The 15525-nt window shown below is 60.2% G+C and carries 11 protein-coding genes; 2 read left to right on the top strand and 9 right to left on the bottom strand.

The window, feature by feature from the left end:
• Positions 1-25 precede the first annotated feature (25 nt).
• A complete protein-coding gene (gene nagE, locus NN484_RS01605; protein ID WP_274658485.1) occupies positions 26-1741 on the top strand; it encodes an N-acetylglucosamine-specific PTS transporter subunit IIBC in 1716 nt (571 codons plus the stop codon).
• Between the two features lie 244 nt (positions 1742-1985).
• Here nagE and NN484_RS01600 read toward each other — a convergent pair whose 3' ends face one another.
• From NN484_RS01600 to purL, 3 genes are all read right to left on the bottom strand, one after another.
• Entirely contained in the window at positions 1986-2348 is a 363-nt protein-coding gene (locus NN484_RS01600; protein WP_274658484.1) for a DUF6124 family protein, read from the bottom strand.
• Between the two features lie 991 nt (positions 2349-3339).
• Positions 3340-3651, bottom strand: coding sequence for a YqfO family protein (locus NN484_RS01595; protein WP_064586102.1), 312 nt, complete (start codon positions 3649-3651; stop codon positions 3340-3342).
• A gap of 5 nt (positions 3652-3656) precedes the next feature.
• Positions 3657-7553, bottom strand: coding sequence for a phosphoribosylformylglycinamidine synthase (purL, locus tag NN484_RS01590; protein WP_215501745.1), 3897 nt, complete (start codon positions 7551-7553; stop codon positions 3657-3659).
• Between the two features lie 285 nt (positions 7554-7838).
• Between purL and mltF the strand changes: the two genes are divergently transcribed.
• Positions 7839-9299, top strand: coding sequence for a membrane-bound lytic murein transglycosylase MltF (gene mltF / locus NN484_RS01585; protein ID WP_127650866.1), 1461 nt, complete (start codon positions 7839-7841; stop codon positions 9297-9299).
• Positions 9300-9423: 124 nt separating this feature from the next.
• On the opposite strand, the gene pdxJ is transcribed toward mltF, so the two are convergent.
• The 6 genes from pdxJ to lepA form a co-directional block, all read right to left on the bottom strand.
• A complete protein-coding gene (gene pdxJ, locus NN484_RS01580) occupies positions 9424-10167 on the bottom strand; it encodes a pyridoxine 5'-phosphate synthase (protein WP_215501746.1) in 744 nt (247 codons plus the stop codon).
• Positions 10168-10206: 39 nt separating this feature from the next.
• Positions 10207-10896 (bottom strand): DNA repair protein RecO, encoded by a 690-nt coding sequence (gene recO, locus NN484_RS01575; RefSeq protein WP_003221937.1) that lies wholly within the window; start codon positions 10894-10896, stop codon positions 10207-10209.
• A 118-nt stretch (positions 10897-11014) separates the two neighbouring features.
• Complete coding sequence (gene era / locus NN484_RS01570; RefSeq protein ID WP_064586098.1) at positions 11015-11917, bottom strand: GTPase Era; 903 nt, start codon at positions 11915-11917, stop codon at positions 11015-11017.
• Complete coding sequence (gene rnc / locus NN484_RS01565; protein WP_024011703.1) at positions 11910-12599, bottom strand: ribonuclease III; 690 nt, start codon at positions 12597-12599, stop codon at positions 11910-11912. The genes era and rnc overlap by 8 nt, the downstream gene beginning before the upstream one ends.
• A 183-nt stretch (positions 12600-12782) precedes the next feature.
• Entirely contained in the window at positions 12783-13637 is an 855-nt protein-coding gene (gene lepB / locus NN484_RS01560) for a signal peptidase I (RefSeq protein ID WP_127650868.1), read from the bottom strand.
• Between the two features lie 9 nt (positions 13638-13646).
• A complete protein-coding gene (gene lepA, locus NN484_RS01555; RefSeq protein WP_041064736.1) occupies positions 13647-15443 on the bottom strand; it encodes a translation elongation factor 4 in 1797 nt (598 codons plus the stop codon).
• Between the last annotated feature and the right edge of the window lie 82 nt (positions 15444-15525).

Here is a 15525-nt window from a genome sequence, read left to right as displayed (position 1 = left end):
TCTATAAAGAGCAGGGAGAACCACCATGTATCAACTCTTCATCGAAGGCCTGCAACGCCTCGGCCGTGCGCTGATGCTGCCAATCGCGATCCTGCCGATTGCCGGCCTGCTGCTGCGTCTGGGTGACACCGACCTGCTGAACATCGCGATCATCCACGATGCCGGGCAAGTGATCTTCGCCAACCTGGCGATGATTTTCGCCATCGGCATCGCCGTCGGTTTCGCCAAGGACAACAACGGCACCGCCGGTCTGGCCGGGGTGATCGGTTATCTGGTGATGATCTCCACGCTCAAGGTGCTCGACGCGAGCATCAACATGGGCATGCTCGCCGGGATCGTCAGCGGCCTGATGGCCGGCGCGCTGTACAACCGCTTCAAGGACATCAAGCTGCCGGAGTATCTGGCGTTCTTCGGCGGCCGGCGCTTCGTGCCGATCGTTACGGGTTTTGCCGCGGTCGCTCTGGGCGTGGTGTTCGGCTACATCTGGCCGCCGATCCAGCACGGCATCAACAGCTTCGGCGCCTTGATGATGGAAAGCGGCAGCCTCGGTGCCTTCGTCTTTGGCGTGTTCAACCGCCTGCTGATCGTGACTGGCCTGCACCACATCCTCAACAACATGGCGTGGTTCGTGTTCGGCAACTTCACCGACCCGACCACCGGCGCACTGGTCACTGGCGACCTGTCGCGCTACTTCGCCGGCGATCCGAAGGGCGGCCAGTTCATGACCGGCATGTTCCCGATGATGATCTTCGGCCTGCCCGCTGCATGCCTGGCGATGTACCGCAACGCCCTGCCAGAGCGCCGCAAGGTCATGGGCGGGATCTTCCTGTCGATGGCGCTGACATCGTTCCTCACCGGCGTGACCGAACCCATCGAATTCGCCTTCATGTTTTTAGCGCCGCTGCTGTTTCTGCTGCATGCGTTGCTGACCGGGTTGTCGATGGCGATCACCAATGCGCTGAACATCCATCTGGGCTTTACCTTCTCGGGCGGGTTCATCGACATGGTGCTGGGCTGGGGACGCTCGACCAATGGCTGGTTGGTGATTCCGGTCGGGCTGGCTTACGCCGTGGTGTATTACGCGGTGTTTGATTTCTGTATTCGTCGTTTCAATCTGAAGACGCCGGGGCGTGAGGATGTAGCCACTGCCGAGAAATCGGTGCTGACAGAAAACGAACGTGCGGCTGCGTACATCAAGGCCTTGGGCGGTGCCGAGAACCTGGTCACCGTCGGCGCCTGCACGACCCGTCTGCGCCTGGAGATGGTGGATCGCAACAAAGCATCCGATGCCGATCTGAAAGCGCTGGGTGCGATGGCGGTTGTGCGTCCGGGCAAGGGCGGCAGTTTACAGGTGGTGGTCGGGCCGATGGCCGACAGCATTGCTGATGAGATTCGCCTGGCGATGCCGGCGTTGGGGCGTGCGTTGGTGGCTGCGCCAGCGGTGGTCGTAGAGGAATCGAAAGCTGCATTGGTCACTGCACCGCAAGCCCAGCAATGGCTGACAGCACTGGGTGGTAGCGAGAATGTACTGCAACTGGACTGCATCGCCCTGACCCGTATTCGTCTGCAACTGGCGGACGGCAAAGTTTTGTCCGAGGCTCGGTTGAAAGACTTGGGGTGTCAGGGCGTCAGTCAGTTGGAAGGCGGGGTCTGGCATTTGTTGATTGGCGAGAAAGCGGCGGGTTTGAGTGGGGCGATTGAGGCGTTGGTGAACCGGAGTGAAATCAGCGCCAAGGTCTGAACCGTCCACTGTAGGAGCTGCCGAAGGCTGCGATCTTTTGACTTTGGCTTTCCACAATCAAAGGCAAGATCAAAAGATCGCAGCCTTCGGCAGCTCCTACATGCAAGCGATCAACCTAAAGAATCAGGTCGGTTAGCAGACCGCCATCGCTGGCAAGCCAGGCTCCCACAGGTTGTGCAGTGTTCTCAAAATCGTGCACGACGTGTGGGAGCCAGCCTGCTGGCGATGAACGATGACGCGGTGCTCAGGTCCGTGGATCAACCCGGTCCAGCGCCCGGTTTACCGACAGTTCGGCGAGCATGACGATTTGCTGGATCGCCAACGCCGTGCTGCGTTGCAGGCCGTTGAGTTCGTTGGCGAAATTGCTGGCCATAGCGTTTGCTGAGGCCAACGATTCGTAGGCGTGGGCGAGCAGGCTTTCGGTGTCGACGCCGGGGTGGACGAGGAACATCGTGCTCGGTTGGCGTGGCTTTTGTGGTTCGGGGCTGAGGTAGAAATCGAGGGCGCGTTTGATGGCTTCGCGGTTTTTGGTGAGGTCTTCGGCGCGGATGGCTTCGGCGAGTGGTGTGGTGGTTTCGGGGGGTGGATCGGGGATTAGCTTATCCATGTTTCAACTTCCTCTAATAAGTGCGAGAGCCACTTATTCCCGATCTCACTCGGAGAAAAGGTGGCAGCCATGTACGGGGTGAGATCACCGGTATGGATAAACCCGGCAGGACATTCGTCCACCCGCACACAGCCGCCATAGAGAATCGCGACAGTTTAAGCTGGCAGCGATTATGGAGGGATATGCACAAGTATCCAAATGAATAGCCGGGGATCTCACGCCCGGTCGCTGAATTGGCAGCGACAGACAAAGCCTAGAGAGCGAGCGTCCGACGGACAACCTGAAAACCTTGTGGGAAGGTTCTGGCAATTCCACACACCCTTAAACACAAACATCTCCCTGTAGGAGCTGCCGAAGGCTGCGATCTTTTGACTTTGGCTTTCCACAATCAAAGGCAAGATCAAAAGATCGCAGCCTTCGGCAGCTCCTACAGGTGAGTACTGCATCAGCTAGAGATTGGTCGGCTGTCAGGCCGCCATCGCTGGCAAACCAGCTCCCACAGAAATCAACAGCAGACCGCATCCGCCTCTCACCACTCAACAGGATGAGCGTTAGCTCGGCTGCAGCTCTTGATCTTGATCCACGGGCGACGTCGGAAGGCTGAGTGGAGGGATTGATCCGGGCGTGGGAGCGCAGCGACCGTTTGGCGCAGCCAAACACAGCGAGAGGAGGTGCAGCGAAGCAAACCGTAGACGCTGCGCCCGGATGGATCCCGGAGCGAAGAAACCCCGAGCCCCAGCGAGCGGGCCGTACGTAGGAGCAAGCGTTTTTTGCTTACTTTTTTTGGCGTTTGAAAAAAAGTGAGTCGCCGTAAGGGCGAAACCGCCAGCCGCAGCACCCGAAGAAACGGATATTCACTCAATCAGACAGAGCATGGTCGTCTGTCAGGGCGCCATCGCGAGCAGGCTCACTCCTACAGAAAAGCAAATCGCAGGCAACAAAAAACCCGCAGACAATCACTCATCTGCGGGTTTCTTGTAATAAGCGGTTATCAGAAATCTTCCAACCGCCACACCTCATAAGCCGGCGTCTCGTAAGGGTGGCTCAACTTCAAAGCCGCCACCACATCACGAATCAACTCGTCACAAACGACAAGCTCAACCTTCCATTCCTCAACTTGCTCGACCTGCCCTGCTTGCCCAATAAACGGCTGACTGCCGTCCAACGGACGAAACTGGCCCAGACCGAGCACCTGCCACGCACAGTGGTCATAGTCACCGATCCGCCCACCACCCGCAGCGAACACAGCCCCTTTGACCACCTCGACATGACTGTCAGGAACAAAAAACGCCAGCTTGTACACAGGCCTTAGTTCACCCAGACGCGCGCATTACGGAACATGCGCATCCAAGGAGCGTCCTCGGTCCAGTCTTCCGAACGCCACGAGTTCTGCACGGCGCGGAACACACGCTCCGGGTGCGGCATCATGATCGTCACACGGCCATCACGGCTGGTGAGACCGGTGATCCCGCGCGGCGAACCGTTCGGGTTGGCCGGGTAGGCTTCGGTGACCTTGCCGTGGTTGTCGACGAAACGCATCGCCACGCAACCGGACAGATCGGCTTCCAGCAGTGCTTCTTCGCTGGAGAATTCGGCATGACCTTCACCGTGAGCAATGGCGATCGGCATGCGCGAACCGGCCATACCCTGCAGGAAGATCGAGTTCGATTCCTGGATCTGCACCATCGCCACACGCGCTTCGAACTGCTCGGAGCGGTTGCGCACGAAGTGCGGCCAGAACTCACTGCCCGGGATCAGCTCGTGCAGGTTGGACATCATCTGGCAACCGTTGCACACGCCGAGGGTGAAGCTGTCATTACGTTCGAAGAAGCCCTGGAAGGCATCGCGAGCGCGGCTGTTGAACAGCGCGGACTTGGCCCAGCCCTCACCGGCGCCGAGCACGTCGCCGTAGGAGAAACCACCGCACGCCACCAGACCTTTGAACTCGTTCAGGTCGACGCGGCCGGCCAGAATGTCGCTCATGTGCACGTCGATCGCGTTGAAACCGGCGCGGTCGAATGCGGCCGCCATTTCCACCTGACCGTTGACGCCCTGCTCACGCAGCACGGCCACCTGTGGGCGGATGCCTTTCTTGATGTAAGGCGCGGCGATGTCCTGGTTGACGTCGTAGCTTAGCTTGACGCTCAGGCCCGGGTTGTCTTCTTCCAGCAGCGCGTCGAACTCTTGCTCGGCGCAGTCGGCGTTGTCGCGCAGACGCTGGATCTGGTAGCTGGTCTCGGCCCACTGACGTTGCAGCAGACGACGCTGGCCTTCGAACACGGTGTCACCGTTGAAGGTGATGTTGATCTGGCCGTTGTTGATCGGCTGACCGATCACCGACACGCAGTCGCCCAGACCGGCCGCGCTGAACTGCGCGAGGATGTCCGGGGTGGCGTCCTGACGAACCTGGATGACCGCACCCAGCTCTTCGTTGAACAGGATCGCAGCGATTTCTGCCGAGTTTTCGGCAACGCTGTCCAGGTTCAGGCTCAGACCGCAGTGACCGGCGAAGGCCATTTCCACCACGGAGGTCAGCAGACCACCGTCGGAACGGTCGTGGTAAGCCAGCAGGTGACCGTCGGCGTTGAGGCCCTGAATGACAGCGAAGAAGGCTTTCAGGTCTTCGGCGTCATCGACGTCCGGCGCCTGCTTGCCGAGCTTGCCGTGTACCTGAGCAAGGATCGAGGCACCCATGCGGTTCTGGCCGCGACCGAGGTCGATCAGGATCAGGTCGGTGGTGCCCTTGTCCATGCGCAGTTCCGGCGTCAGGGTCTGACGCACGTCAGCCACTGGGGCGAAACCGGTCACGATCAGCGACATCGGCGAGGTCACGGTTTTTTCTTCGCCGTTGTCGTTCCAGCGGGTGGCCATGGACATCGAGTCCTTGCCCACCGGGATGGTGATGCCCAGCTCAGGGCACAGTTCCATACCGACCGCTTTCACGGTGTCGTACAGACGTGCGTCTTCACCCGGGTGACCGGCGGCGGACATCCAGTTCGCCGACAGTTTGATGTCGGAGATCTTGTTGATGCGCGAAGCGGCGATGTTGGTCAGGGTTTCGCCAATGGCCATGCGGCCCGACGCCGGGGCGTCCAGCAGTGCCAGCGGCGTACGCTCGCCCATTGCCATCGCTTCACCGGTGTAAACGTCGAAGCTGGTAGCGGTGACGGCCACGTCGGCCACCGGAACCTGCCATGGGCCAACCATCTGGTCACGGGCCACGAGGCCGGTGATGGTGCGGTCGCCAATGGTGATCAGGAAGCTCTTGCTCGCCACGGCCGGGTGATGCAGAACGCGTTCGATGGACTCGGTGATGTCGAGGTTCGACGGATCGAAGTCATCGCCCAGTTCTGCTTCACGAACCACCGAACGGTGCATGCGCGGGGCCTTGCCCAGCAACACTTCCAGCGGCATGTCCACCGGGTTGTTGCCGAAGTGGCTGTCGGTCACGGTCAGTTGCGGCTCGGCAGTGGCTTCGCCGACCACGGCGAACGGGCAGCGCTCACGTTCGCAGATCGCCTTGAAGCGCTCGAAGTCGGCCGGGCCGACCGCCAGAACGTAACGTTCCTGGGATTCGTTGGACCAGATTTCGTGCGGGGCCATGCCCGGCTCGTCGTTGGGAATGTTGCGCAGTTCGAAACGGCCACCGCGGTCGCCGTCGTTGACCAGTTCCGGGAAGGCGTTGGACAGACCGCCCGCACCCACGTCGTGGATGAAGCTGATCGGGTTCTTGTCGCCCAGCTGCCAGCAACGGTCGATGACTTCCTGGCAACGACGCTCCATCTCAGGGTTTTCACGCTGAACGGAAGCGAAGTCCAGATCCGCCGAGCTCGTGCCGGTGGCCATGGAGGAAGCGGCGCCGCCGCCCAGACCGATCAGCATCGCCGGGCCGCCGAGGACGATCAGCTTGGAGCCGACCACGATCTCGCCTTTCTTGACGTGTTCTTCGCGGATGTTGCCCATGCCGCCAGCCAGCATGATCGGCTTGTGGTAACCACGAACTTCGTCGCCGTGCGGGGTGGTGATCGACTGTTCGAAGGTACGGAAGTAGCCGGTCAGGGCCGGACGGCCGAATTCGTTGTTGAACGCGGCGCCGCCGAGCGGGCCCTCGATCATGATGTCCAGCGCGGTGACGATGCGCTCAGGCTTGCCGTACGGCACTTCCCACGGCTGTTCGAAGCCCGGGATCTGCAGGTTGGACACGGTGAAACCGGTCAGGCCGGCCTTTGGCTTGGCGCCACGACCGGTTGCACCTTCGTCGCGGATCTCGCCACCGGAACCTGTGGAGGCGCCCGGGAACGGGGCAATCGCCGTCGGGTGGTTGTGGGTCTCGACCTTCATCAGAATGTGCACCGGCTCTTGCACCGCGCCGTACTGGCGGGTTTCCGGATCCGGGAAGAAGCGGCCGGCGACGTTGCCGACGATCACCGAAGCGTTGTCCTTATAAGCGGACAGCACGCCTTCGCTGTGCATCTGATAGGTGTTCTTGATCATGCCGAACAGGCTTTTTTCCTGGCTCTGGCCGTCAATATCCCAACTGGCGTTGAAGATCTTGTGGCGGCAGTGCTCGGAGTTGGCCTGGGCGAACATCATCAGTTCGATGTCGTGCGGGTTGCGCTTGAGGCCGTTGAAGGCGTTGACCAGGTAGTCGATCTCGTCTTCGGCCAGGGCCAGGCCCAGCTCGGTGTTGGCCTTTTCCAGCGCGGCGCGGCCGCCACCGAGGATGTCGATCGCGGTCAGCGGCTTCGGCTCGGCGTGGCTGAACAGACCGGCGGCCTGCTCCAGATTGCCCAGCACGATCTGGGTCATGCGGTCATGCAGCACGTCGGCGATTTGCTGGGCTTCGGTGTCGCTGAACTGACCGGCCACGTAGAACGCGATACCGCGCTCCAGGCGCTGGATCTTGCTCAGGCCGCAGTTGCGGGCGATGTCGCTGGCCTTGCTCGACCATGGCGAGATGGTGCCGAAACGCGGCAACACCAGAAACAGACGGCCGGTCGGCTCTTGTACCGGAACGCTTGGGCCGTACTTCAGAAGGCGCGCAAGCACCTGCTGTTCGTCGCCGGTCAGGACGCCGGTGACTTCGGCGAAGTGAGCGAATTCAGCATACAGGCCACTGACAGCTGGAACCTTCTGGCTCAGTTGCTCAAGGAGTTTGCTGTGGCGAAAGGCAGAAAGGGCAGGAGCGCCGCGCAGGATCAACATCTTCGGGACAGCCTCGGGAAGGGGTGTGCTTTGAGGCCGTGCATTCTAGCCTAAACCGCCCTCAACATCACCCGAAACGCTACGCACGGTTGCACTCGGATATCAATCTGTGTTTCTGCCTTTGAAGTCAGATTTAACGGGGGTCTGACGCAGGCTTATTTTTACTGTAACAAAATGCCGTCGAGCCCCATTCCTGCGGGGTTTCGGCCAGTTTTGTGATCTCTAGCAGACAAGCCCTTCACTGTCGAGATATGGCGCCCGTGGCCGTTTGCGTATACTGCGCAGATGTTTTTCCCAACGGCTTTGCGTCCGCGGTACGCCAAATGGCTGATCGCAACCGGACTCTTCCTGATGCTCGGTGGCTGTGTTGATAAACCCAACACACTCGAGCGCGTAAAGGAGGATGGTGTGCTGCGGGTGATTACCCGTAACAGCCCCGCCACCTACTTTCAGGATCGCAGCGGTGAAACCGGCTTCGAATACGAGCTGGTGAAGCGCTTCGCCGACGATTTGGGGGTCGAGTTGAAGATCGAGACCGCCGACAACCTCGACGACCTGTTCAACCAGATCGGCAAGCCGAACGGCCCGGTGCTGGCGGCGGCCGGCCTGGTCAGCAGTGAAGATCGCAAGAAGCAGGTGCGGTTCTCCCACTCCTACCTCGAAGTCACCCCGCAGATCATCTACCGCAACGGCCAGTCTCGCCCGACCGATCCCGGCGATCTGGTCGGCAAGAAGATCATGGTGCTCAAGGGCAGCACTCACGCCGAACAACTGGCCGAGCTGAAAAAGAAATTTCCCGGCATCGAGTACGAAGAATCCGACGCCGTTGAAGTGGTCGACCTGTTGCGCATGGTCGATGAAGGCCAGATCGACCTGACCTTGGTCGACTCCAACGAAGTGGCGATGAACCAGGTGTATTTCACCAATATCCGCGTAGCCTTCGACCTCGGCGATGCACGCAGCCAGAGCTGGGCGGTGGCCGCCGGCGAAGACAACAGCCTGCTCAACGAGATCAACGCGTATCTGGACAAAGTACAGAAGAACGGCACCCTGCAACGCCTGAAGGACCGTTACTACGGCCACGTCGATGTCCTCGGCTACATGGGCGCGACCACCTTCGCCCAGCATTTGCAGCAGCGCCTGCCCAAATACGAACAGCACTTCAAGACCTACGCCAAGAAAGAGAAAGTCGACTGGCGCCTGCTCGCGGCCATCGGCTATCAGGAATCGCTGTGGCAACCGGCCGTCACCTCGAAAACCGGCGTGCGCGGCTTGATGATGCTGACCCAGAACACCGCCCAGGCCATGGGTGTGTCAAACCGTCTCGATCCCAAGCAAAGCATCATGGGCGGCGCCAAGTACCTGGCCTACATGAAGGATCAGCTCGACGATTCGATTCAGGAGCCGGACCGCACCTGGTTCGCGCTGGCGGCTTACAACGTCGGCAGCGGCCACCTCGATGACGCGCGCAAACTGGCGTCCCGCGAAGGTCTGAACCCGGACAAATGGCTGGACGTGAAGAAGATGCTGCCACGCCTGTCGCAAAAGCAGTGGTACAGCAAAACCCGCTACGGCTACGCCAGGGGCGGCGAGCCGGTGCATTTCGTGGCGAACATCCGTCGCTACTACGACATCCTGACCTGGGTGACCCAGCCGCAGCTTGAAGGCGATCAGGTGGCTGAAGGCAATCTGCACGTGCCAGGGATCGACAAATCCAAACCGGCGCAAGAGCCTGCCCCGCTTTAACCAACACCCCAAATCAATTGTAGGAGTGAGCCTGCTCGCGATAGCGGTGTGTCAGCCAACCTGATGTTGTCTGACACACCGCTATCGCGAGCAGGCTCATTCCTACAGGGGTTTGTGTTGTTGCTTAGTGCTTGGCGGCAGCCAGAATCAGCGCTTTCATCTCGGACACTGCCGACTTGAAGCCCACGAACAACGCATGCGCCACCAACGCATGGCCGATGTTCAGTTCGTTGATGCCCTTGATCGCCGCCACGGCTTCGACGTTGTGGTAGTGCAGGCCATGCCCGGCGTTGACGATCAGGCCTTGGGCCAGACCGAACGCCACGCCGTCCGCCACACGCTTGAGCTCTTCGGCGACTTCGGTCGGAGTCTCGGCATCAGCGTAACGCCCGGTGTGCAGCTCGATGGACGGTGCGCCGACGCGCTTGGACGCGGCGATCTGCCGCTCGTCGGCATCGATGAACAGCGACACTTCGCTGCCGATCTTCGACAGGCGCTCGACCGCCGCCTTGATGCGCTCTTCCTGCCCCGCTACATCCAGACCGCCTTCAGTGGTCAGTTCCTGACGGGTTTCCGGCACCAGGCAGATGTGCGCCGGGCGGATACGCTCGGCGAACGCCATCATTTCTTCGGTGACGCCCATTTCGAAGTTCATGCGGGTCTGCAGCACGTCCTTGAGCAGCAGCACGTCGCGCTCCTGAATGTGCCGACGGTCTTCGCGCAGGTGCACGGTAATGCCGTCGGCACCCGCCTCTTCCGCGTCCAGCGCCGCCTTGACCGGATCCGGATAGCGCGTGCCACGGGCCTGACGCAGGGTGGCGACGTGGTCGATGTTCACGCCAAGAAGAATGCGATTGCTGGTGGTCACGGATGCGCTCCTGAAGGGAAAGATTCGGCGCACAGCATATCAGGGCTTGCGAAATAGCTCGCGGCTGACGAGGGGGCGACCACCCAGATGAACGGCCAGTGCCTGACGCATCAGACGCTTGGCCGCCGACAGCGCGCCGGGAGCTGTCCAATCGGCTTCGGCCATGGCCAGTAATTCAACGCCGTTGAACAAGCCCGGTTGCAGCAGGTAGACGCGCTCAAGTCCGGCATCCACTTGCAGGCGATAGAGACCGTCCGGGGCGACGGGTTCGCTGTGGATGTCGGTGTTCAGGGAGAAGCCATAGCCGAGATCGTCCAGCAAGCGCCATTCGAAGGAACGCAGCAGCGGTTCCAATGGCCGACCTTCGGCCAGGGCCAGCAGCGTCGCGGCGTAATGATCGAACACCGCCGGGTGCGGATCTTCGGCGGGCAGCAGGCGGATCAGCAGTTCATTGAGATAGAGGCCGCTGAACAGCGCCTCACCGACCATCCAGGTCGCGTTACCGGCACTTTCCATGCGCCCGACATTCTTCAGCTCACCCTTGCCACGAAACTCCACTTCCAGCGGCACGAACGGTCGCGCCAGCGTCCCGGCCTTGCCCCGCGCACTGCGCAACACCGCCCGCAGCCGACCTTGCGGCGTGAGGAAGTCGACCAGCGCGCTGGTTTCGCGGTAGGCACGCGAATGCAGGACGTAGGCGAGTTGGGCCGGAGGTGGGGTTTGCGACATGAACGTTTTTCCCAGTCGGGATTGCAAAAAAAGATCGCAGCCTTCGGCAGCTCCTACAGGTGTAAACAAGACATTGTAGGAGCTGCCGAAGGCTGCGATCTTTTGATCTTCGAATCGCTTACAGGTCGCCGTAACCCAGCGAACGCAGCGCACGCTCGTCGTCGGACCAGCCGCCCTTCACCTTGACCCACAGGTTGAGCATGATCTTGGAGTCGAACAGCAGCTCCATGTCCTTGCGCGCTTCGGTGCCGATGCGCTTGATGCGCTCGCCCTTGTCGCCAATGATGATCTTCTTCTGACCGTCACGCTCGACGAGGATCAGCGCGTGAATATGCAAGGTCTTGCCCTGCTGCTTGAACTCTTCGATCTCGACGGTGATCTGGTACGGCAGCTCGGCGCCCATCTGGCGCATGATTTTCTCGCGTACCAGTTCAGCCGCGAGGAAACGGCTGCTGCGGTCGGTGATCTGGTCTTCCGGGAAGAAGTGATCATTCTCCGGCAAATGATCAGCGATGACCTTTTCCAGTGCTTCGAGGTTGTGCCCGTGCTGCGCCGAAATCGGGATGATCTGCGCGTTCGGCAGCTGTTCCTGCAACCACGACAGGTGCGGCATCAGCTCGGCCTTGTCTTCGATGCGGTCGGTCTTGTTCAGCGCGACGATCAGCGGGCCGGTCACGTACTGCACGCGCTCCAGGACCATCTGGTCTTCTTCGGTCCACTTGGTGCGGTCGACCACGAAGATCACCACGTCGACATCTTTCAACGCCGCCGAAGCGGTCTTGTTCATGTAGCGGTTCAGGGCCTTTTCGCCACCCTTGTGCATGCCGGGGGTGTCGACGTAGATCGCCTGCACGTCACCCTCGGTCTTGATCCCGAGCATGTTGTGGCGGGTGGTCTGCGGCTTGCGCGAGGTAATCGCCAGCTTCTGCCCCAGAATGTGGTTCAGCAGCGTGGACTTGCCCACGTTGGGACGGCCGACGATGGCAACGTAGCCACAGCGAGTTGCGTTTGTATCAGTCATTGCCATTCTCCACGCCCAGGGCAATCAGTGCTGCGGCGGCCGCTACCTGTTCGGCAATACGACGGCTTACACCCTGACCTCGGCTTTTTTCATTCAGTAAAACCACTTCGCACTCGACGAAGAAGGTACGGCAGTGCGGTTCGCCCTGGATATCCACCACTTCGTAGCGTGGCAGTTCGCAACCGCGCGATTGCAGGTGTTCCTGCAAACGGGTTTTGGGATCCTTGTTGGTGTCGACCAGCGTCAGGCCTTCGAACTCGCCGGCCAGCCAGGCCAGTACGCGTTCGCGGGCGACGTCCATGCCGGCATCGAGGTAGATCGCACCGATCAACGCTTCGAGGGCATCAGCCAGAATCGACTCGCGACGGAAGCCGCCGCTTTTCAGTTCGCCCGACCCCAGACGCAGGTAATCACCCAGGTCGAAACCACGGGCCAGCACGGCCAGTGTCTCACCCTTGACCAGGCGTGCGCGCAAACGCGACAACTGGCCTTCGCGGGCCAGCGGGAAGCGATCGAACAACGCCTCGCCGGCAACAAAGTTGAGGATGGCATCGCCGAGGAATTCCAGGCGTTCGTTGTTACGCCCGGCAAAGCTGCGGTGCGTGAGGGCCAGCAGCATCAGCTCCTGATCCTTGAAGGTGTAACCGAGCTGGCGCTCGAGACGGCTTAGAGAAACGCTCACGGTTTACCCACGCTGAGTTCGTGGCTGGATTCCACCGCCATCGCCGGGATACGGCGCAGGCCTGGGACAATTAACGCTGTGTTCAAAAATGACGTCCTGAGTATCGTGGCTTCATGCCCTGGCGCCGATTTGTGTCGACTCCAGAAATGCATTCGGCGCTGTGGTCAACAGCGCCGTGATTGTTTACTTGATCAGGCCAACCCGCGAGAAATTCGGCAGGTGGCTGAGTTTCGGTTCCGGCCAGCTCATCCAGACAGCGAAGGCTTTACCGACGATGTTCTGATCGGGAACCATGCCCAGCAGATCCTTGGGAATGTTCGGGTCATCCCAATAGCGACTGTCGTTGGAGTTGTCGCGGTTGTCGCCCATCATGAAGTAATGGCCGGCCGGCACGGTCCAGGTATGGTCCGGGGTGGCGCGGTAGCGGCTCATTTCCTTGCGGATCAGGTGCTCGGCAGCGCCGAGTTTTTCCTTGTAGAGCTCAGCACTGCCCAGCGTGCCCGGCTCGGAACCGACCAGTTGCTCGGCAATCGATTCGCCATTGACCAACAGACGCTTGTCGGCGGTGTAACGCACCGTGTCGCCCGGCAGGCCGACTACACGCTTGATGTAGTTGACGTTCGGGTCGCTCGGGTAGCGGAACACCATCACATCGCCACGCTGCGGATCACCGACTTCGATGATTTTCTTGTCGATCACCGGCAGGCGGATCCCGTAAGAAAACTTGTTCACCAGAATGAAGTCGCCGACATCCAGGGTCGGCTTCATCGAGCCGGACGGAATCTGGAACGGTTCCACCAGGAACGAACGCAGCACCAGCACGATGAACAGCACCGGAAAGAACGACTTGCCGTACTCAACCAGCAACGGCTCTTTGTTCAGTTTCTCGACCACCACGGCTTCGGGCTGGCTGACACTGCCTTGATAAGAGGCAATGGCAGCACGCCGACGCGGCGCCAGGAACAGCAGATCGAGCAACGCCAACAGGCCGCAGACGAACACGGCGATGACCAGCAACAGCGGGAAATTTAGTGACATAGGACCTGACTATTCCAACCTGAGCACGGCAAGGAAGGCTTCTTGTGGAATTTCCACGTTGCCGACCTGCTTCATGCGTTTCTTACCGGCCTTCTGCTTTTCCAACAGTTTTTTCTTACGGCTTACGTCACCGCCGTAGCATTTGGCCAATACGTTCTTTCTGAGTGCCTTGACGGTTGTCCGGGCAACGATCTGACCGCCAATGGCAGCCTGGATCGCCACGTCGAACATCTGACGAGGAATCAGTTCTTTCATCTTCTCGGTCAACTGGCGACCTTTGAAGTGCGAATTGTCGCGGTGCACGATCAACGCCAGGGCGTCGACCTTGTCACCGTTGATCAGCACGTCCAGTTTCACCAGATTAGCCGATTGGTAACGATCGAAATGGTAATCCAGCGAAGCATAGCCGCGGCTGGTGGATTTGAGGCGGTCGAAGAAGTCCAGGACCACTTCGTTCATCGGCAGGTCGTAAGTGACCTGCACCTGATTGCCGAGGAACAGCATGTCGACCTGCACACCGCGTTTCTCGATGCACAGGGTGATGACGTTGCCCAGGTGTTCCTGCGGAACCAGGATGTTGGCACGCACGATGGGCTCGCGCATGTCTTCGATGGCCGACACATCCGGAAGCTTGGATGGGTTGTCGACGTAAATCGTTTCACCGGTTTTCAGCACCAGTTCGAAAATCACCGTTGGCGCGGTGGTGATCAGGTCCAGGTCGTATTCGCGCTCCAGGCGCTCCTGGATGATCTCCATGTGCAGCATGCCGAGGAACCCGCAACGGAAGCCGAAGCCCAGTGCGTCGGAGCTTTCCGGGGTGTACTGCAGCGACGAGTCGTTCAGGGTCAGTTTCTGCAGCGCTTCGCGGAAGTCCTCGAAGTCGTCGGAGCTGACCGGGAACAGACCGGCGTAAACCTGTGGCTGGATGCGTTTGAAGCCAGGCAGCACTTCAACGTCCGGGGTCGAGCTCAGGGTCAGGGTGTCACCGACCGGTGCACCGTGAATGTCCTTGATGCTGGCGATGATGAAGCCCACTTCGCCGGCCTTCAGGTCTGCGGTGGCGGTATGTTTCGGGTTGAACACACCGACGCTGTCGACCAGGTGGATCTTGCCGGTGGACTTGACCAGGATCTTGTCGCCCTTCTTCACGCGGCCATGACGCACGCGTACCAGGGAGACAACGCCCAGGTAGTTGTCGAACCAGGAGTCGATGATCAACGCTTGCAGCGGATCCTCGATGTTGCCGGTTGGCGCAGGAATGGTCGCGACCAGGCGCTCGAGCACTTCGTCGACGCCCAGGCCAGTCTTGGCACTGCAGGTGACGGCGTCGGTGGCGTCGATGCCGATGATCTTCTCGATCTCGTCCTTGACGCGGTCCGGTTCGGCCTGTGGCAGGTCGATCTTGTTCAGCACCGGCATGACCTCGAGGCCCTGCTCGATTGCGGTGTAGCAGTTGGCCACGGACTGGGCTTCAACACCCTGACCGGCATCGACTACCAGCAAGGCACCTTCACACGCGGCCAGGGAACGGCTGACTTCGTAGGTGAAGTCAACGTGGCCCGGGGTGTCAATGAAGTTCAGTTGGTAGGTGACGCCGTCTTTGGCTTTGTAATAGAGGGTAACGCTGTGGGCCTTGATGGTGATCCCGCGTTCGCGCTCCAGATCCATGGAATCCAGTACCTGGGCTTCCATTTCACGCTCGGCCAGGCCACCGCACATTTGGATGAAACGGTCAGCCAGCGTCGACTTGCCATGGTCAATGTGGGCGATGATGGAGAAATTGCGGATATGACTCAAATCACTCACGGATCAACACTCAAAAAGGCTGCAGGCTTGGCCCGCCGAAAAATAGCCGGGAATTGTACCTGATACACGGCGCAAGCGTCAC

The organism is Pseudomonas serboccidentalis (assembly GCF_028830055.1).
GTDB classification, from domain to species: Bacteria; Pseudomonadota; Gammaproteobacteria; order Pseudomonadales; family Pseudomonadaceae; genus Aquipseudomonas; species Aquipseudomonas serboccidentalis.
Note: the sequence above shows the minus strand (reverse complement) of the source record. Positions and strands in the feature narration are given on the sequence as shown.